The organism is Clostridium estertheticum (assembly GCF_011065935.2).
GTDB classification, from domain to species: domain Bacteria; phylum Bacillota; class Clostridia; order Clostridiales; family Clostridiaceae; genus Clostridium_AD; species Clostridium_AD estertheticum_A.
This window is the reverse complement of sequence record NZ_JAAMNH020000001.1, coordinates 907,492-925,685: the sequence shown is the minus strand read 5'-3', so window position 1 is coordinate 925,685 and position 18,194 is coordinate 907,492. Positions and strand designations below refer to the sequence as shown.

22 protein-coding genes and 1 pseudogene are annotated in these 18,194 nt (G+C 30.8%); 6 read left to right on the top strand and 17 right to left on the bottom strand.

Annotation, left to right across the window (positions count from 1 at the left end; all coding sequences use genetic code 11):
- Window positions 1-14: 14 nt before the first annotated feature.
- On the bottom strand, window positions 15-350 hold the full coding sequence (locus G9F72_RS04285) for a DUF3784 domain-containing protein (RefSeq protein WP_164959304.1): 336 nt from the start codon (window positions 348-350) through the stop codon (window positions 15-17).
- Window positions 351-633: 283 nt separating this feature from the next.
- On the opposite strand from G9F72_RS04285, the gene G9F72_RS04280 reads away from it, so the two are divergent.
- A complete protein-coding gene (locus G9F72_RS04280; protein WP_164959303.1) occupies window positions 634-1,212 on the top strand; it encodes a metalloprotease family protein in 579 nt (192 codons plus the stop codon).
- Window positions 1,213-1,324: 112 nt separating this feature from the next.
- Here the strand turns inward: G9F72_RS04280 and G9F72_RS26895 are convergent, their stop codons facing one another.
- From G9F72_RS26895 to G9F72_RS04260, 5 genes are all read right to left on the bottom strand, one after another.
- Window positions 1,325-1,447, bottom strand: a complete 123-nt coding sequence (locus G9F72_RS26895) for a hypothetical protein (protein ID WP_263486730.1) — start codon at window positions 1,445-1,447, stop codon at window positions 1,325-1,327.
- A 115-nt stretch (window positions 1,448-1,562) separates the two neighbouring features.
- Window positions 1,563-2,612, bottom strand: a complete 1,050-nt coding sequence (locus G9F72_RS04275; protein ID WP_164959302.1) for an ArsR/SmtB family transcription factor — start codon at window positions 2,610-2,612, stop codon at window positions 1,563-1,565.
- A gap of 86 nt (window positions 2,613-2,698) precedes the next feature.
- A complete protein-coding gene (locus G9F72_RS04270) occupies window positions 2,699-3,514 on the bottom strand; it encodes an ABC transporter permease (RefSeq protein ID WP_164959301.1) in 816 nt (271 codons plus the stop codon).
- A 2-nt stretch (window positions 3,515-3,516) separates the two neighbouring features.
- On the bottom strand, window positions 3,517-4,491 hold the full coding sequence (locus G9F72_RS04265) for an ABC transporter ATP-binding protein (RefSeq protein WP_164959300.1): 975 nt from the start codon (window positions 4,489-4,491) through the stop codon (window positions 3,517-3,519).
- Window positions 4,492-4,506: 15 nt separating this feature from the next.
- Window positions 4,507-5,319 (bottom strand): ABC transporter permease, encoded by an 813-nt coding sequence (locus G9F72_RS04260; protein WP_164959299.1) that lies wholly within the window; start codon window positions 5,317-5,319, stop codon window positions 4,507-4,509.
- Window positions 5,320-5,611: 292 nt separating this feature from the next.
- On the opposite strand from G9F72_RS04260, the gene G9F72_RS04255 reads away from it, so the two are divergent.
- From G9F72_RS04255 to G9F72_RS04245, 3 genes are all read left to right on the top strand, one after another.
- Window positions 5,612-6,985 carry an ISNCY family transposase gene (locus tag G9F72_RS04255; protein ID WP_224675953.1) on the top strand — a complete coding sequence of 458 codons (1,374 nt, stop codon included), beginning with the start codon at window positions 5,612-5,614 and terminating at the stop codon, window positions 6,983-6,985.
- Between the two features lie 398 nt (window positions 6,986-7,383).
- Window positions 7,384-7,950 carry a GNAT family N-acetyltransferase gene (locus G9F72_RS04250; protein ID WP_164958480.1) on the top strand — a complete coding sequence of 189 codons (567 nt, stop codon included), beginning with the start codon at window positions 7,384-7,386 and terminating at the stop codon, window positions 7,948-7,950.
- Window positions 7,951-8,321: 371 nt separating this feature from the next.
- Window positions 8,322-9,059, top strand: a complete 738-nt coding sequence (locus G9F72_RS04245; protein WP_164958481.1) for a hypothetical protein — start codon at window positions 8,322-8,324, stop codon at window positions 9,057-9,059.
- Window positions 9,060-9,125: 66 nt separating this feature from the next.
- Here G9F72_RS04245 and G9F72_RS04240 read toward each other — a convergent pair whose 3' ends face one another.
- The 5 genes from G9F72_RS04240 to G9F72_RS04220 all read right to left on the bottom strand — a co-directional run bounded on the left by G9F72_RS04240 (window position 9,126) and on the right by G9F72_RS04220 (window position 12,273).
- The gene (locus tag G9F72_RS04240) at window positions 9,126-9,317 is read right to left on the bottom strand and encodes a hypothetical protein (RefSeq protein ID WP_164958482.1); all 192 of its coding nucleotides are present in this window, start codon (window positions 9,315-9,317) and stop codon (window positions 9,126-9,128) included.
- 201 nt (window positions 9,318-9,518) lie between these two features.
- Window positions 9,519-10,388: a methionyl aminopeptidase gene (locus tag G9F72_RS04235; RefSeq protein WP_164958483.1), complete on the bottom strand. Its 870-nt coding sequence runs from the start codon at window positions 10,386-10,388 to the stop codon at window positions 9,519-9,521.
- Between the two features lie 56 nt (window positions 10,389-10,444).
- A complete protein-coding gene (locus G9F72_RS04230; RefSeq protein ID WP_164958484.1) occupies window positions 10,445-11,125 on the bottom strand; it encodes a DUF5680 domain-containing protein in 681 nt (226 codons plus the stop codon).
- Window positions 11,126-11,312: 187 nt separating this feature from the next.
- Entirely contained in the window at window positions 11,313-11,588 is a 276-nt protein-coding gene (locus G9F72_RS04225; protein ID WP_164958485.1) for a helix-turn-helix domain-containing protein, read from the bottom strand.
- Window positions 11,589-12,003: 415 nt separating this feature from the next.
- Window positions 12,004-12,273, bottom strand: coding sequence for a hypothetical protein (locus tag G9F72_RS04220; RefSeq protein WP_164958486.1), 270 nt, complete (start codon window positions 12,271-12,273; stop codon window positions 12,004-12,006).
- Window positions 12,274-12,426: 153 nt separating this feature from the next.
- Here G9F72_RS04220 and G9F72_RS04215 point away from each other — a divergent pair.
- Window positions 12,427-12,706: pseudogene (locus G9F72_RS04215) on the top strand (IS1595 family transposase); the annotation flags it as partial.
- 113 nt (window positions 12,707-12,819) lie between these two features.
- A complete protein-coding gene (locus G9F72_RS04210) occupies window positions 12,820-13,071 on the top strand; it encodes a hypothetical protein (RefSeq protein ID WP_164958487.1) in 252 nt (83 codons plus the stop codon).
- 432 nt (window positions 13,072-13,503) lie between these two features.
- On the opposite strand, the gene G9F72_RS04205 is transcribed toward G9F72_RS04210, so the two are convergent.
- The 6 genes from G9F72_RS04205 to G9F72_RS04180 all read right to left on the bottom strand — a co-directional run bounded on the left by G9F72_RS04205 (window position 13,504) and on the right by G9F72_RS04180 (window position 18,104).
- Window positions 13,504-14,316, bottom strand: coding sequence for an energy-coupling factor ABC transporter ATP-binding protein (locus tag G9F72_RS04205; RefSeq protein ID WP_164958488.1), 813 nt, complete (start codon window positions 14,314-14,316; stop codon window positions 13,504-13,506).
- Window positions 14,309-15,154 (bottom strand): energy-coupling factor ABC transporter ATP-binding protein, encoded by an 846-nt coding sequence (locus tag G9F72_RS04200; RefSeq protein ID WP_164958489.1) that lies wholly within the window; start codon window positions 15,152-15,154, stop codon window positions 14,309-14,311. Before G9F72_RS04200 ends, G9F72_RS04205 begins: the two co-directional genes overlap by 8 nt.
- Window positions 15,151-15,918 (bottom strand): energy-coupling factor transporter transmembrane component T family protein, encoded by a 768-nt coding sequence (locus G9F72_RS04195; protein ID WP_164958490.1) that lies wholly within the window; start codon window positions 15,916-15,918, stop codon window positions 15,151-15,153. The genes G9F72_RS04200 and G9F72_RS04195 overlap by 4 nt, the downstream gene beginning before the upstream one ends.
- A gap of 107 nt (window positions 15,919-16,025) precedes the next feature.
- Window positions 16,026-16,628: an ECF transporter S component gene (locus G9F72_RS04190; protein ID WP_164958491.1), complete on the bottom strand. Its 603-nt coding sequence runs from the start codon at window positions 16,626-16,628 to the stop codon at window positions 16,026-16,028.
- 19 nt (window positions 16,629-16,647) lie between these two features.
- On the bottom strand, window positions 16,648-17,391 hold the full coding sequence (locus tag G9F72_RS04185; RefSeq protein WP_164958492.1) for a nucleoside phosphorylase: 744 nt from the start codon (window positions 17,389-17,391) through the stop codon (window positions 16,648-16,650).
- Between the two features lie 26 nt (window positions 17,392-17,417).
- A complete protein-coding gene (locus tag G9F72_RS04180; RefSeq protein WP_164958493.1) occupies window positions 17,418-18,104 on the bottom strand; it encodes a Crp/Fnr family transcriptional regulator in 687 nt (228 codons plus the stop codon).
- Window positions 18,105-18,194: the final 90 nt, after the last annotated feature.

Here is an 18,194-nt window from a genome sequence, read left to right as displayed (position 1 = left end):
TTAAAAATGTATTTCTACTTTTTATTTTTATCATACTTCTGGCAATATATAACCAAAATAATGCTACCCACAGCAACTACAAAAGCAACCCCACCTATTGCATAACCAATGATATTTTTAACATCATTTTTGATAGCATATTGGATAACAAAGTACATAATGCCTATAAGAACCGCAATAATCAATAAGAAAATCCCTACAGCACGAGAAACTTTCTTTATATCACAATTCGCTTTTTCTTCTTTACTCATAGTGTTGTAACCTGCAATCATCCAACTACCTTTTCCGCGGATAAGACAAATACCCATAATTGAAAAAATAAGTACTTCTACTATTCCAATAATAATCATAATTAATCTCCCCTTCACCAAAATATTTTATAACTGTGTCTTTATTCAATTATATGTATTGATATAATATTTAAATATTTAACATAACTATATATAAATTGCTTCTCTGATTTTAAAATTATTTAACTTTGTATCAGAAAGAGACGTATGTGACTGAGCTAATAAATGTTTACTTTTTACAGTATCCTTCTCTGAATTAAACAAACTCTAACCATTTAAACTTGAAATTTATGTTATAATTATATATATAATACAATAAAATATATAATAAGGGGGAGTTTATATGACATTAAAGTGGAAAGGATTATTGAGTGAAACAAATCATTTTCCTCAAAACAATGTGCCTAAAAACGCTACACAATTTTTAAATTCTAAATCTAAAATAAAACCATACACTCCAGTAATACCTATACTTATATTAGTATTTATTGCTGTTTATCTTAAAAGAAATTTTATTGGACAATTTAACTTAGATATTAAAGGAATAGTAATAGGGTTAATATTAACTATACCATTTTTAATAATACATGAATTTTTACATGCAGTATGCTTTACAAAGGATTGTACTGCGGAAATGTTTTATTCTCCCGTTGGAGTAAGTATAATCCCTTGCGTTCCAATTTCAAAATTACGTTATGCAATAACTCTTGTAGTTCCTGCAATAATAATTGGATTAATTCCTTTGCTGATATGGACTTTTATTCCTTTTGCAAATACAACATTGAATTCAATAATTTTCATTCTTAGTATTGGAAATTTAGGAGGAACTACAAACGATTTATATAACTTGAGCCAAGTGATAAAAGAAATGCCTAAAGGTTCATTTATGATAACATCTGGAATAAATTGCTATTACTATTAAAATAAAAGGTGGTCTTATAAAGCCACCTTTTATTTATGTATAAAATCAACAATTTCTTAAAATATAGCCAAATAATAAAGCCTATATCTAACATTACTATGTAATTTAAGATTTAGGCTTTATTATTAGAGGTTATATCCCCCTTATATACGTTTAATACGCAGAACTGTTCGTTTGATATACCTCTTTTTCTCTTTTCATCTTTACTACTTCTACTACCCTTAACCCCACGCATATGAGGTTCTCGTGGCATTATAAAAGTAAGTAGTTAACTGTGTGTGTTTTTCTGTATACTTTTGAAACACATTGTCTAATCTTTCATTTAATTTAGGGTCGATTAATATAAAATGTTAGTTATCCAAATACTGATACATATCCATTGGAATCCTATCAATGACTTCTCTCTCAATAATATAATTTATAAAATTACCTTCTCTCCTTTTACGAAGCACCCCCGCTTCATACATAATTTTAAGGTGCTTAGATACTCCAGCTTCAGTGATGCCTAACTCTTTAGCTATAGCCTTAGTAGAACTTACTTTTTTATAAATACATCTTAAAATCCTTAGTCTTGTTTCATCACCAAGAGCCTTCATATTCATAAATAGATCAAAGGGGACTTCCTCGCAGGCCCTTTCAAGGTTAACTCTAATAGTGAACTGCAAAGTTCTTTCATTATCTATACCTATTAGAAGATGTGGATCTATAAAGCTGCTTATGGCTATTATTATTTTATCAACTGAATCAAAAGGAACTGTAAACAGCTTGTATTTATGAAAAAGGAATGCCTTATCAGTAACCTCAATTCTGGTATGAATTGTTTTTACAAATTCTTTTATACCTGTTTCATCACACACTGCTGCTTCTTTTTTAAGTTTTCTCACAAGCAGTGGTTCAAAAAATCTCAGCTCTTTTTCAAAATGTAAATAGTAATATTTTTTCAAGCAACCTACAAGCCTTCTTCTAAAGCCTTGAGGATCCTTAAACATTTCTGCCTGCTGCTCTGTAATTTCTTGTGCCTGCAGGTTATAGCAGCCTTTTGAAATATGATATTCAACGGCTTTCTTATTAAGCACTTCTCCAAGCATAATATATACAAAATCTACAATATTCATTTCACTAACATAATCTAAGGAAGCAATGATATTCAAGTCATTTATTCCATGAAAATACTTGTAAAAATCTATGGCTGAACACCACTCAAAATAATGCGTTCCAAAGTACATTATTTCCTTGTAAAGTTCCTGATCCATATTTTCTTTTATATCTCTATACCAATTAAGTCTGTTTAAATGATGATCAGGTTTTGTAATGACATGAAGGCTGCATAGCATCTCAAAATATGGTGAATATATAAATTCAATTTCCCATCCACAATCACTATATTCATATATTTTCACGGCTAGCCTCCTCCCCATATGACTACGAATTTTACTGCACTTATTATTTTTATATGTCCCTATAATTATTATAGATTATATCTGCATTAGAACAAAGACATATTTCCAGTTCTCTTTGCATGTTTTTCTCCGGATTTTAAGCAAGCTATAGAAAATAGAAGCATTAAAATCCCACTTAATATGCTTATAAATATATAACTTCTCAGTTCATATATGCTCTCCGAATTTAGAAGTGCTCTTCGGAGTATGTCCGCAGTGTAGGTTAGCGGAAATATATAGCTTATTGTTTTTGCCCATAATGGAAATATGGCTGAAGGTACTTTTACTCCACTAAAAAGCTCCATGGGTTCCTCTAATATGGTGAACAAAAAACCTGTATCCCTTGAATACAAAAATAGTGAATTTAGAAACATTCCCCAAATCAGTGATAACACTATAACAAGGGTAATTCCTAAAAAGGCTGCTGATAGGTTTATGCTAAAATACTTTCCCTTTATAAAAATAATTGCTCCTGAGAATATTACAAATAGCCATACACTTTCAAATACTGAAGACACAGCATTGCCCATAACAATAGCAAGCCTATTTGCAGGAGTTAAATAAATAAGCTCTAGGGTACCGTAGACTCTTTCAGTTGAGAATCTCCATGCAGACTGTACAAGACTTCTAAAAAAGCTCATACACATATAGCCTATAATTACAAATAAGATTATGTTATTTGTGTTTAAATATGGTACGTACTGGCTAATACCCATAATATTAAAGGGTTTATAGCCATAATAAGTGGATATAAATACAAGCATTGGCCATAAAAATAAGCTTATATATATAGTTTTATTGTAAAAATAATTCTTATGTTGCTTTATCATTTCAGCCTTTACTACTTTTAAAAAATATCCCATGGTTATACTCCCTTCGAAAGCTTAATTATTGCATCCTCAAGCTTAGGCTCTTTTGTATAGAAAGTCTTAATTGGCATTTTATGAGCAAGTAAAACACTAGCTATTTCATTACTCAAGTCCTTCTTTGATTTTAAAGTGTATACCTTATTGTCTTCATCTAGCTCAACACTACAGTTCTCTGCGTTTTCACACACCTTAAGAATATCCTGGTGAAGCTTATTATTCACGCTGTATAACTCTACACAAAGCACCTTTTGTTCTATACCTATAAGAGCCAACTCCTTTGGTGTACCTTGAGCGATTATACTCCCCTTATCCATAATATATATATACTCGCAAAGTTCTTCAACCTCTGGCATGTAATGGGAGGTAAGAAGAATGGACTTGCCTTCCTCATGGGCAATTCTTTTCACATGCTCTCTTAATTCTTTTGCAATGGCAGCATCCAGGCCCAAAGTAGGTTCATCCATGAAAATATAGCTTGGATTATTAATCAAGCCTCTTGCTATTTGAAGTCTTTGCTTCATCCCCTTTGAATACCTTTCTACAGGTATGTTTTCACTTTCTTTTAAGCCCACAAGCTCCAATAAATAATCAATCGCCTTCTTAAGTTTATTATCTTCAATATTGTAAAGCTGTCCATAATACCAAAGGTTCTCTCTTCCAGTAAGCCTCCAGTAAAGCATTCTCTCTCCACCAGCCACCATGTTAATCTTTTTCTTAACCGCAGCAGAATTTTTTACAGCATCCATACCATCAATGGTTATGATACCTCCAGTTGGAGTTAATAGTGTTGAAAGCATCTTAATGGTGGTTGTCTTTCCTGCTCCATTTATGCCAAGAAGCCCAACTATCTGCCCCTCACCAATTTTAAAATTTATTCCCTTCACTGCCTCCACATAAGTCTTCTCTGTTTTGAAAAAGCCTTTTTTAATATTTGACACATAAACTTTTTTCAAATTTTCAGCTATTAGCATATTAATTCCCCCCTACTATATGTATACTTTTTCTAGTGCTATTTTTTCAATTCTTTTAAGCATGGCAAAACCTGAAATACAGTATACTGTGCTAAGTATAATTAAATATATAAATGAATTTAACTGCTGCATAATGCCCATACCAGAAATTGCACTATTTCTTATAAGCTCAATGGAAGTGGTTACAGGAATGAGCTTTGAAATATTTTGAACGAATACAGGAAGGTACTTAATGGGGAAAGTAACCCCGCATAAAAGAAAGATTATCAAAAACAAGGTGTTTTGCGATATATAGGTATCTCTAAAATAAAGCATTACTACTGCAAGTACCATAGACAGTGAAAAATATGCAAATAATGAAACTACAAATGCTAACAGAAATGAACTAATATTCATACCAGAAAACTTAAGTCCAAAAGGAATTCCTATAAGAATTGTAACCATTATTTCAATACTTGTAGTAATACTTTGCTGAAGCATGTTACCACAGAAGTACTGCACCCTATTAAAAGGAGCAATCATTAAACTTTCTAGAGTTCCCTCTCTCAATTCTGTTATAAGGCTTCTGCTAACATTTAAGCATGTCCTTACCACAAACAAGTACATTGCAGAACCAATAATTACATAGCTCATATAATCTCCTGTGCCTGCATATTCCTTAAATGAACTGTTTAAATTGCCCTTAAACAAAAGATGATACATGAAGTAAGCAGACAGCACCGTATAAATCCCAGTAAGCGTATTCCCAATAAAAAAATCCTTAGGATATGCTCTCATCTGAACTATGAAATTTCGCTTAAAGGTAGCACGTAAAGTTTTTAAATTCATTTAATAACCCCCTTGTATAGTTGATATTATAAAACCCTAGCCTTACTAATGGATTTTGATTAACTATTTAGCTAATCAAATCACCATTTCCCTTAGGCTAGGGGTATTATAATCACACTGGAAGGTGTTGTCAATGATTACTTGAATAATAATATAGGCATATGATTCGTTTATGATAATGTCTTAGTATACCGTTTTTGATTATGTCCCAAACAGACAAAAATATAGTGTAGAATATACCTCATAAGAATGTATAGGTGAGGTGTTCATAATTAGAAAGGTAGATTTAAATATGAAAGAAGATTTTAAATATCAAATTATCAAAAAATTAGTAGAAGTTAATGGAAATAAAAAAGCTGCTGCCCTTCGTATTGGGTGCACTGTTAGACATCTAAATCGTATGATTAGGGGATACTGTTCTAATGGTAAAGAATTCTTTATCCATGGGAATAAAGGTATCAAACCTACTCATACCATTTCAGAAGATATTAGGCGTATGATTATAGATCTATATAAAACTAAATATCATGAAGCAAACTTTACCCATTATGCTGAACTTCTCGATACTCATGAGGGCATTTCCGTCTCTCCTAGTACCGTTAACACAATTCTTATGGCTGAAAACATCTTATCTCCTAAAGCCTGTCGTGTTACAAAAAAAAGGGTGAAAAAAGAATTGTTAGAGCAGCTCAAAACTTTGTCTCTATCAAATTATAAAAAAGAATATATTGAAAAAAGTATTATAGCAATTGAAGATGCTCATCCAAGAAGGTCCCGTTGTGCTTATTTCGGCGAAATGATTCAGATGGGTGCCTCACTACATCTATGGTTTGGAGATACAAAATCCCAACTACACATAGCTATTGATGATTCAACCGGAGCTATTGTCGGCGGCTACTTTGATCAACAAGAAACTTTAAAAGGATACTATAATATATTTCATCAGATTCTTTTAGAATATGGTATTCCATATATGTTTTTTACAGATAGACGAACTGTATTTGAGTATAAACAAAAAAAAGCTCCAACCACAGAGGAGGATACCTTCACACAATTTGGCTACGCCTGTAAACAGTTAGGTGTTGAAATTAGAAGTAGTAGTGTTCCTCAAGCAAAAGGTCGTGTAGAGCGTCTTTTTCAGACATTACAATCACGCCTGCCCCTAGAACTTAGAATAGCAGGCGTAACAACCATAGAGCAAGCAAATGTATTCTTAAACCACTACGTAAAAAAATTCAATGCTAAGTTTGCTCTTGACATCAATAATACCAAATCTGTATTTGAAACACAACCTACGGTTGAAAAAATTAATTTAACTCTTGCTGTTTTAGCCGACCGAAAGGTCGATTGTGGACATTGTGTACGCTTTGAATCCAAATACTATAAGCCTGTTGATACCGATAGTAATCCTACTTATTTTATCAAAGGTACAGCAGCTTTGGTTATCAAAGCTTTTGATGGTAAATTTTACGTTAGTATAAAAAATAAAGTGTATGGTTTAGAAGAAATACCAAATCATAAACCTACTTCAAAGAATTTTGATTTTCCAAAAGATAATCCAGAAAAATGCAAATGTTACTTGCCACCAATGAGTCATCCTTGGAAAGAAGCCTCATTTCAAGCATATTTGGACAAGCAAACACATAGGTCAAGCAAGACTTGTTAATATTAAATCAATTTAAATATATTGATAAAATCTAACGCATGTATCTTTTCAAAAAAGTATAGCATGCAGTAGGTCTATTAAATTTACCCCAAAACATGATTTTGAAAAAGCAGAGCTCAACAATTAGTTGGTGCTAATGTTTAACATATTTCGGGACATTTTCAAAAATGCTTGACATGATTACTTGAATAATAATATAGGCAATATAAAGGAGAAACTAACTTATCAGTGCCAACTAAACTGAGTTAATTACTCTATTTATGTTATTATTTATTAAAGAGGAAATTTGAAACTTTTATAGAATATATAAAGAAAAATATTTTAGATATTCCGAGTGAAGAGATATCCCTTGATAAAAGAGATCCTAATTATTTAAAATATTCAAAGGGGGGGTAAATATGAATTTTAAAATAGAGTTAAATTATTTAAATGGAGAAAAACAAGCTCCTTATTTGGCGACAATAAGTGATATTGAGCAAGAAAATATAAATCACATAATAATGCTGCATCCAATAATAAAAGAGTCTCTTGAGAGTATCAATGATTTTTATTTTGATGATTATGATTTTTATAAACATCATCTTGATAAGGGAGGTAAAATATTAGGTTGCTATGTTAATGATACATTAGTTGCATACGGAGTATTGATTTTTCCTGGATTTGATAACGACAACTTAGGATATGATTTTAATCTTAGCAAAGATGAATTATTAAAAGTAGCCCACCTTGATTCGGTTGCAGTTCATCCAGACTACAGGGGCAATAAGCTCCAATATATATTATTTTCTTTATTGGAAAAAATATCAATTGAAAAAGGTTATAAGTATTTATGCTCGACTGTTTCACCTACTAATAAATTCAGCTTGAATAATCTTTTAAAATTGGGACTTGAAATTAAAATTGAGAAAGAAAAGTATGATGAAAAAAACAGACTGATTTTATATAAATCTCTTGGCAATATGTAAATAGACAACAATAAAGTGAGGGAGAGGTTACACTGATCCCCATTGAAAGAAAGAGTTGAGCAGATAAAAGATGATTCCTATATTGGGAGTCATCTTTTTTAATCCCCTTTGGTACCTTATGAAATTAAGAGGCTAAAGATAATTAATTCAATGTTAGTATAGAGAATATAGAAGAAGACACCTTAAAATATAAAGAAGACCATTTATATGAACATCAGCGTAAAAATGGAGCTTATAGATTTCCTTACTGTCCACAGCCTCCCAATTTATATGATAAGGAAACTTACGAGGAATATGAAACATCCTTACACGTATTTGAAAGAAGGAAGAAATATATCGAAGGTGTACATCTAAACTCAACATATACGACTATGGCTCATTATTGGCTTCTAAAACGGAGTTTAAAGGTAAATAAATGGAGATTTGTCACTGATGAAGACAATTCAATTATAACTTCGATATATAGGATATTCGCTAATGAAATTAAGTATAATGAGGCACATCATTTCTTATGTAAAGTTGAAAGGAATCGTAAAAGAAAAGAAGCTTACAAAGATTATTGTGAATCAAGAAAAAATTTAACTTTGTGGAGAAGGAGTAATGGATATGAAAACCTGTCATTATCACATCTCGCAAGTTTAATGCTTACTGAACAATTGAATACGCATAGCTTCTATGATTATATAAAAAGTAATAATAAAGAGTATCCTGTATGGGCAAAGAATCCTATTTATCACCCATTACCTCACGTTGACGAAGGAGTAAGGATGGTAGATTGCACTACGAATTTAACAAACTATGATAATAACCATATTTCAAATCTATTAATGAATGTTGATAGTCGTTGTACTAATGCTTTCATTCAACAAATAAGGAGAAGTCTATCTATATTGGAGATACCTTTGTCAACTGCAAGAGGTACTGAAAAAAGCTATATATATGCTAATATTAATCCAAAGTATGCACAGTTCGCTGTTACAATATTAAGAACATACTATAATTTCTGTCAAGAGATTAAAACACTTAATGGAGAACATGAGACACCTGCTCAAAGACTTGGAATTGCAAATAAGATTTATAATGTTTATGATATTCTATACTTTAAATAAAATTAAGTAAAAATAAAAAAGGTTCAAAATAGAACCTTTTTTATCATGTATCAACAACCTATTAAATTATTTAATTGCAGATGGATTTTTTACTTTTATGCTTGTTACTTCACCACAACCTTTACAAAACTCAACGATAAGTTCGGAACCACCAAATCCAGTATTTGAATCTAAGGACTGTAAACTTGCTATTCCAAATATTTTACCCTTTTTTCTTTCTATTGAACCACATTTACTACATGCGTTATTATTCTCCAAAATGATTACCTCCTAAATTAGATTTTAATATTTATGGGCTGTTCAATGAATTGTAACAACTCGCTTAATAAGTTTAACAATTTTTTACTTTATTTACAACTCTTTAATATAATAGTACACTTTTAGTAAATTTCTAAAACAATTAATATGATATATTCAATGTAACAAGCGGTACATTCGTTAGATTTTGATGAATCGTTGTCATTTCGATATTATTTCAATTCCATCTTCGGTTACAAGAATTGTATGCTCCCACTGTGCTGAAAGTGATCCATCAGCAGTAAATGCCGTCCATCCATTATCCTCATCTATAAATATTTCATGACTTCCACCATTTATCATTGGTTCAATCGTAAATACCATTCCTGGTGCTAAAATCATATCTGTTCCTTTAGTTCCGATATGAAAAACAAATGGATCCTCATGAATATCTAGTCCAACCCCATGTCCTCCAAAATCCCTAACTACCGAGTAGCCATTACTTTCTGCATATTCTTGTATAGCAGCGCCTATGTCACCTAAAAAGCTCCAAGGTTTCACTGCTTCTATTCCTTTATTTAAACATTCCTTAGCTATTTCTACTATTTTTCTAGCTTCATCACTTACTTCTCCAATCATAAACATTCTTGACGCATCTGAATAATATCCATTAAGTATGGTAGTTGCATCAACATTTATAATATCACCATTTTTAAGTACTATATCTTCGCTTGGTATTCCATGACACACTTCATCATTAATTGATGTACAAATACTTTTGGGAAATCCATCATAATTAAGAGTGGCCGGAATTCCACCATGATATATTGTATATTCATGAGCTAGTTTATTAATTTCTTCTGTATTCATTCCTTCTTTAATATTTTCACTAATTAAATCTAAAAGGCCATTATTAATTTTAGCACTTTTTCTGATTCCTTCAATTTGATCTTTGTTTTTAATAAGATTTCTTGTTGGAACTATGTAGCCTTGATTCTTCAAGGTTTCTAACTTTTTATCAAAGTTCAAATGGCAATTCTTATATTTTATTCCACTTCCACACCAGCATTTATCATTTCTATATAAACTCATTATACATTCTCCTATATTAAGATTAATTTAACTAAAAATAACATCCAATTAATCTATTATTTAATAATTCCACCATGAAAAAAACACTCATATACCGCCCTATCATCAAAATAAATTTCCTCATATCCTTGAAACCACTTAAATTCTCCATTAACAATGCAATGATATTTATATTGTCCATCTTGATATACCATAGGTCCACGATATGGATTTTCTTCTGATACTAAACTTAATGCTTCTTTTAAAAATTTTACTGAGAAACCTTCCCCGATAATTCTGCCTGTATAATTCATTGACCAAAATGGAATGTCATCTTCCCATAAAGCTTCTTCTCCTCCAAATTGCTCTCTTCCTAAATAGGTATCAATATACTTTAAATTTCCTTCTGTATACTCAAAATCATGGGAATTAGGTCTTGAAGATTCAATTTCAACACCCTCACCTGCATATGTGGCTCTTTTGGCATTACGTAAAAATTCTACTGTTTTTTTATGTATAGAATCAACTTTTTTCTCTTCTATACATAAACGACAATTTTCTTCATAATCATTAACTAATTTATCAATACTTACTTTAAAGAAATCACTTAATGCAATTAGTCTTGCAATGTCAGGGTATGAATGTCCAACTTCCCACTTTGCAACTGCCTGCCTTGATATACCAAGCATTTCAGCTAATTTCTCTTGCGATAATCCTTTTCCTTTTCTAAGAATCTGCAATTGTTCCGGAAAACTCATTTTTAATCACCCCTAAATAATTCTACTGATAATACAACCATATTGCTACCACTTAAACATAACATTTTTGTCAACTAAAAGTTGCTTTTGAATTTTATTTCATCAAACTACCACAAATTATACATTTTCTCATATCAATCATTTTATCTTACCATTAAATGGGTTCAAGTCTGTTATCATTAGATGCTTACGCTAACTTTGGCTGCATATTACTATCTACATTTTGAGTATAAGTAGGAGTATGTTTCCATAAATCCGCAGGAGAACAGTCTAATGCAGTACATAACGCATCCATAGTATTAGCTTTTACTTGCTTAGGGTTACCATTCAGTAAAGCGCTGATTGATGGTGCTGATAAGCTATACCCTGATTTTTCTTTCATTAATCGAGCTAATTCTGAACCTGACCATATCTCTTTGTCAGCCATAACATTTCTTAATCTCCATTCCAAAGCCATAATCATTTTCCTTTCTTTTCATCCGATTCATCGGCTAATAGTTGCTGTTTCCATTTTTCTTGTGACATTCTAATTTTCTTTTCCATAAAATCAGAACCAGGTGTTGAATATCTGAAACTCCCAAGCCTAAAGGCATGGGGTTCTTAGGTACTAAATAACTTTCTTTGATATCACAAATGATATTAACACTAATTATTTTCCCTAAGAATTTCACTACCAAGCAGTTCATTAACCACATTAAAGGTAGTATAGTGCCCGTTTCAAGACGTTTTTTTTAAATCTAAATCCCTATACTACTCAAATTATCTAATCCTTGCAATCTTTCAATTTCTTTATTATGAAGTTCTAAAAACTTATTAAAACCCTTACTACAATTATCAAGATGTATACTACATAAGTCATCATTTACATTTTTAATTAATTATGCCGAATATATATCCCTCTGGACTTTAAGTTGTTGTCCATTATACTCAAAATAATTCCACCTTTGAGATAACTTCTTTTTATTATATTGTTGATTTAGTATAAATCTTAGAATTCTACGTTTTTCATTTTCAATATTTTGTACATGTGGAGCCAATTCGTATAGCTTAACATCATAATCAGAAATAAAAGCAACTGTTTGCGTACCTATGTCAATTCCGCAAGTTCCACTTCCTATATCATTTTTAATTCCTCCTGTCTCCTTCATAAGTTTCGTTTGTCTTATTAATTGTATTGTTTACTACTGCAAAATAAAAATTATTTTTCATATAGCATCCATCACTTTTAGGCAACGCCTAACATTATTAGTTGTTACCTAATATAACATGTTCAAAATCATATGTCAACATATGCGTTCTCCGGTGATAGTATAAGAAAAAGTGCTGAAATCATATAAGTATGCGTTAAAACCTCATTTTATATGAGGCATAAAATACTTGACTGTATCGGAACATTTATGGGTACGGAAGATGTTGATGGCGTTGTAGAAATGGATGAAACCTTTGTGGCTTAATCATTCAAGGGAAATCAGCGTAACCACTGCAATAGATAGAAACAATAATATTATTCTTGAAATGGTATGTAAGGTAAGAGTTGGTTATAAAGACCTTGAAAGGCTTTACGGTGGTCATATAGATAATGAGGCTTAATTCCATATGCTTGAAATTAATGCTATAATTAGTATATAAACAAACTATAATTTAGTAAACAATTGTTTTTAGTTTAGAAGATTATTTTATTGGGAGGTAATAAGTTGAAAAATTTAAAAGTTAGTAAGACATTAATTTCAGCAATTGTTATTATATTGTCATTTTTAGGCATATTTAATATCATTAATAGTGGAATTGCAATGTCAATTGCATTTGTATTATTAGGTATCATGAGTATATTAGATGGATATTCCTCATATATTAAGAATAAAAAAGGAAAAGCAACTTTTTTATTCTTAAGTGGATTATTCATAATCTTTGTTTCTGTATTTACAACATTTTTTAGAAATGTATAAGTATATTTACAATATTTTAGCAATCATAAAATATTATATTTCATAATAATTAGGGAAAAGTTTATTGGCTTGTCTTAAAACGACAAATTATTACTTATCTAAATTAAATCTTTCTTAAAAAACATACACTTTAGCCATTATGTCTGTTTTTCGTACAGTTTCATAAATTTGATTATACTTAATTTTATAATTTAGGACTATATTATTGTTATTATTATAACAAGCTTTCGTTATTAACTTGTTTAATAAAGAACATCGTAGATTCCGTGCGAAAGTAAAAATAATATAAATGGAAGGTTTTAAAATGTTAAAATAATAAATTAAGAGTAGTTATGAAAATAAAAAACCAGTACAATCATACTGGTTTTTTCAACTATCTTAAAATAACTCAATGCCATAAAAAGCCTCACTACCTGAATAAAATCAACTGGCTTAAAGTTTATCTTTATTGTTTTTCTTATAATCTATGAATTCTTCAACAGTTAAAAAAGTTTCTTTCACCCCTAACATTTGACACAATTGAGTCGCATTTGGTGCTTCCAGGTAAGCATGTTCAAGCTCTTCTTTATGGGAGTATACCTCTCTTGTAGTTCCATCTAACAAAACATTTCCTTTAGCAAAGACTAATGTTCTTTCGAATGTTTCGGAGACAAAGTCCATATCATGTGTTATGGTAAGTACCAGCGTGCCTCTAGCACTTAAATCTCTGATTATACTTTTAATCTTTTCTTTTCCATAATAATCTTGTGCAATAGTTGGTTCATCAAAAATTATTATCTCTGTATCCATAGCCACAATAGACGCTATACTTATTAATTTTCTTTCAGATAAACTAAGATCATAGGGATTTTCACCTTTTTTTTCATATAATCCAACTGTTTTAAGAGCCTTTATAGAATTTTCTTTAGCTTTTTCAGGAGTTTGACCTATATTTAATGGTCCAAATATAACTTCGTCCATAACTTTATTTTTAAATATCTGATCATTAGGATTTTGAAACACTAATCCTATGTATTTTGCAAGTTCTGCTACAGTAGACTTCTTAGTATTTATACCATTAATCACTACATCACCAGAGTCAGGTTTAAGCAAGCCCTTTAATAACTTTACAAATGTAGTTTTTCCTGCTCCATTTTGTCCAATGATAGCAGTAGACCTACTATCAAAGTTTAGATTTATTCCTTTTAATATTTCTTCACTTTTTTCATAAGAAAAATGTAAGTTTATCACTTCTATTTTATTCATTATAGCTCACCACCAAATCATAAGCTTCATCTATGGTAATTGGGTACAGCCCTGTTATTTTATTCTTTATTCCAAGGCCCTTACATATTTTAGTAAAGGCAGGGGCAGTTACTCCGTAATCTCCTAAGTCTCCTCTTGAAAATATTTTTTCTGGTATATCAAAATCTACTATTTCTCCATGATTAAGCAGCATAACCCTATCAGAATATTTAGCTATTTTCTCCATCTTATGTTCTACCATTATTACAGTCATTCCCTCTTTGCTTAAATTTTGAATGGCTTTAAATACTTCTTCTGAGCCCTGCGGATCAAGTTGTGAAGTTGGCTCATCTAGTACAATAATTTCTGGTTTCATAGCTATAATACTTGCTATAGCCATTCTCTGCATTTGGCCTCCTGATAAATCAAATGGATTTCTATCCTTAAATTTATATATATCTAAAAGTTTAAGAGAATGATCTATTCTTTCTCTCATTTCTTCTCTTGAAATGCCCATATTTTCAAGTCCAAAGGCTATTTCTTCATAAACTGTTAGTTTAGAACCTGTAACTTGAGTAAATGGATTTTGAAATACTATTCCAACCTTTTGGGATAATTCACTTATTTCGCTTTGTGAAACCTCAAGTCCATCTACAATAACGCTGCCACCATAAGCACCTTTATAGAAATGAGGTACAAGACCTACTAGTGCTTGACATAATGTTGATTTACCAGATAAGTTCTTACCCACTATACCTATAAATTCACCTTTATCCACTTCGAAGGATATTCCCTTTAAGGCCAGTTCATTTGTTAATGGGTATCTGTATTTCAAGTTTTCCACAATTATTTTCTTCATATCAAAACCCTCCAAACTACAGCTAATAAAAATATAAATATTAAACCTATTTTTATTATTTTGTTATAACTACCATTTTGTTCTTCGTTTAAAAAAGTTTTGCTTGCTTTAGAATTAAATGCTCGAACTTCTAGTGCCATAGCTCTCTCTCTAGTATTAATTAATGAATTCATAACTACAGGGCCTATTAATGGCAGAAATGCTTTTATTCTAACACTTAATTTTCCCTCGGTTTCCATGCCACGAGACCTTTGAGCATCTGTAATAGTTTCCATAGTTGCAGTCATTTGAGGTATTATTTGAAGCACCGAAGATAAAACATAACCTATTTTAGGAGATAATCCTCTTCTCACTAAGCACTCAATTAAATCAGAAGGTTTAGTAGTTAATACTAAAATTGCAAAAGCACATAAAATATTTATTACCCTAATGCATATTTCTAAAGCAAATAAAAGACCTTCCTTATAGAAAATAGCATTTCCTATATGAAAAGCAGGTGTCTTGTTTCCAGCTTTAAACAGCCCTTGTATAATAATAATTGAAAGCAGGATTATCATACTAAAACTTATAAGTGGTATTACTTTTTTAAATACCTTAGCTATTAATAGCAAAATAATACTAGCACCCATGCATAATAGTCCTATTGTTTTATATGGTAAAATTATAGGAATTGCTATAGATATAATTATATATAATATCTTACTTATAGGGTCTACTTTATGTACTACAGTATCTTTTTCTTGATATAAACTTAATGCTTTCAAGATTTATCACCATCCTTATAGTAGGAGTAAAATTAAATTAGGAATTAACACCAATCGTCATAAACATTATTTGTTGTCAATTCCTAATTATATTAGTTCTTATAATTTTATAATTGCTCTAGTTCATTATCATTACTATATAATATGGTAAGTTTCTTTGGTAATACTTTAAATACACCATAAGCCACTACTACAGTTGCTATCTTATCAGGTACATCCACTAGCAATTCATCTAAAAATGAAGCAATCCATACTGGAAAATGATTCGCAATTAAAGATGCGAAGGCAGCATCTCCCCAAATATTCCCAGTTTGACCGCCCCAAAATATTATGTTTATTGGTGTAGATACTATTGCAGAAACGCACGCAGCAACCAGGCCAACTACTATAGCCTTGCCAATACTTTTAATCCATCCACGGTATGCCATAATACCAACAGTAAGCCCAATCGCAATACTTGTTAATGCATAAATAAATGATATCGGATCCATTGTTAGTCCATATATAATGTTATTAGTTGCCCCTACGATAGCACCTACAATAGGACCTGCAAGCATACTAGCAAGTACTGTACCTATGGCATCAAGCCAAAGAGGTAACTTTAGAGCTCCTGCAAATAACTTGCCAATATAATTAATACCAACTGCTGCTGGAATAAGTACTATTGCTGCTGTGGATAATTTAAAACTCCATATACTACTTTTTTTCATAATTAATCCCCCCAAAAACTTATTTTGTTTTTTCTAATTTCACTATAGCTTCAAGAACAGTAAGGATTTCATTCTTTTCACCTAAAGCAGTAACGCTTTCCCCATTAACATAACTATTGATACCAGCTAAATTACCGTCATTTTCAACTACTACATTAAGTATGGATGCAGTTTTTAAGTTTCTAAGACCGCCTATTACAAACAAAGCCGAACTCTCCATATCTGCTCCAAGTATGCCTTTTTCACTCCAATATTCATCTATTTTTTGTTCTGCATCTGTATAAAAGCTATCATGGCTTCGAATTTTACCACAGTAATATTTAAAGCATAGCTCTTTTGCACTTTCAATTAAACTTATCAGAACATCTGTATCTGGTACAGCAGGGTATGATTCTTCCACATAGGCTTTTGAAGTACCGTCATCTCTAACAGCACCATTTGCTATAATAAGATCTCCAAGCTTAATGTTTGGTTGAAGTGCACCACAGCTCCCAATCCTTATTAAGGTTTGTACCCCTATATTTTTTAATTCTTCCACTACAATACCTGTGGATGCCCCACCAATACCTGTAGAAATTACCATAACTTTAACACCCTTATAAAAACCAGTACAACTTTTAAATTCTCTGTTAAATGCTATATCTACTGAATTTTCCAAAAAAAATTTAACTCTATCCACCCTTTCTGGGTCACCAGGCAATATTGCATATTTTGCAGCCTCCTTACTGCAACATCTTATATGTGGTTGAATGTCATTTAACATATTTCACCTCTCATTTTCATATTTTATTAGTCAACTATATCAGCTTCAGATTTTAATAAATTTAAATCCTTTATTATAATATAGTTATTATGTATATCAATAATATCTTGTTCTTTTAAATTCTTTAGCACTCTATTTACACTTCGTTGGGTTACAGCCATTTGTTCACTTAGCTTTTCTTTTTCAATATTTATTTTTAACATCTCTTTATTGTTGCTCTTAATTAAATTATCAATTAGATATTTGCATATTCTTTGTTTTAAAGTATATAAGGCATCTTTCCCTGCTTTCTTTGAAAGGCTATAAAATTGGCTACATAAGGTTTTTGTAATATATTCATTTAAATTTCTATCAATACTAAACCACTTTAAAAAATGACTTCTATTTAGCTCCAAAAGCTTTATATCAGATATCGCTTCAGCAGAACAACTAAAGGGCTTTTGATCAAATATCTCATGTTCTCCTATATAATTTCCTTTTTTATAAGTAGTTAGTGAATATTTTTTACCGTTCTCTGACATTACATATATATCAACAAATCCTTCAACTATTATATAAAAGCTATCATAAATTTCATCTTGCTTTAAAATAAATTTTCCTTTTTTATATTCTTTAATAGAAAATTGTTTTAATATCTCGTAGGGACAATATTTTAATATTTCATATATTTCATGTTCAGCTTCAATAATTTCAATTATTTTATACACACTCATTTAAGATTGACCTCACTATCATAGTATCAATTTGTAACGTTTTCATAAAGGACTTATGTCTCAATATTCTGTTATTTAAAAATATTTTTC

Bases quoted from the DNA above. Each gene is read 5' to 3' on its own strand.
- G9F72_RS04230 (WP_164958484.1), bottom strand. From the start codon at position 11,125: ATGAGTTTTCCGGAACAATTGCAGATTCTTAGAAAAGGAAAAGGATTA.
- G9F72_RS04270 (WP_164959301.1), bottom strand. From the start codon at position 3,514: ATGGGATATTTTTTAAAAGTAGTAAAGGCTGAAATGATAAAGCAACAT.
- G9F72_RS04185 (WP_164958492.1), bottom strand. From the start codon at position 17,391: ATGTTAAATGACATTCAACCACATATAAGATGTTGCAGTAAGGAGGCT.
- G9F72_RS04250 (WP_164958480.1), top strand. From the start codon at position 7,384: ATGAATTTTAAAATAGAGTTAAATTATTTAAATGGAGAAAAACAAGCT.
- G9F72_RS04260 (WP_164959299.1), bottom strand. From the start codon at position 5,319: ATGAATTTAAAAACTTTACGTGCTACCTTTAAGCGAAATTTCATAGTT.
- G9F72_RS04280 (WP_164959303.1), top strand. From the start codon at position 634: ATGACATTAAAGTGGAAAGGATTATTGAGTGAAACAAATCATTTTCCT.
- G9F72_RS04285 (WP_164959304.1), bottom strand. From the start codon at position 350: ATGATTATTATTGGAATAGTAGAAGTACTTATTTTTTCAATTATGGGT.
- G9F72_RS04245 (WP_164958481.1), top strand. From the start codon at position 8,322: ATGGCTCATTATTGGCTTCTAAAACGGAGTTTAAAGGTAAATAAATGG.
- G9F72_RS04265 (WP_164959300.1), bottom strand. From the start codon at position 4,491: ATGCTAATAGCTGAAAATTTGAAAAAAGTTTATGTGTCAAATATTAAA.
- G9F72_RS04225 (WP_164958485.1), bottom strand. From the start codon at position 11,588: ATGATTATGGCTTTGGAATGGAGATTAAGAAATGTTATGGCTGACAAA.
- G9F72_RS26895 (WP_263486730.1), bottom strand. From the start codon at position 1,447: ATGCGTGGGGTTAAGGGTAGTAGAAGTAGTAAAGATGAAAAGAGAAAA.
- G9F72_RS04200 (WP_164958489.1), bottom strand. From the start codon at position 15,154: ATGAAGAAAATAATTGTGGAAAACTTGAAATACAGATACCCATTAACA.
- G9F72_RS04255 (WP_224675953.1), top strand. From the start codon at position 5,612: ATGAAAGAAGATTTTAAATATCAAATTATCAAAAAATTAGTAGAAGTT.
- G9F72_RS04190 (WP_164958491.1), bottom strand. From the start codon at position 16,628: ATGAAAAAAAGTAGTATATGGAGTTTTAAATTATCCACAGCAGCAATA.
- G9F72_RS04180 (WP_164958493.1), bottom strand. From the start codon at position 18,104: ATGAGTGTGTATAAAATAATTGAAATTATTGAAGCTGAACATGAAATA.
- G9F72_RS04220 (WP_164958486.1), bottom strand. From the start codon at position 12,273: ATGAAGGAGACAGGAGGAATTAAAAATGATATAGGAAGTGGAACTTGC.
- G9F72_RS04205 (WP_164958488.1), bottom strand. From the start codon at position 14,316: ATGAATAAAATAGAAGTGATAAACTTACATTTTTCTTATGAAAAAAGT.
- G9F72_RS04235 (WP_164958483.1), bottom strand. From the start codon at position 10,388: ATGAGTTTATATAGAAATGATAAATGCTGGTGTGGAAGTGGAATAAAA.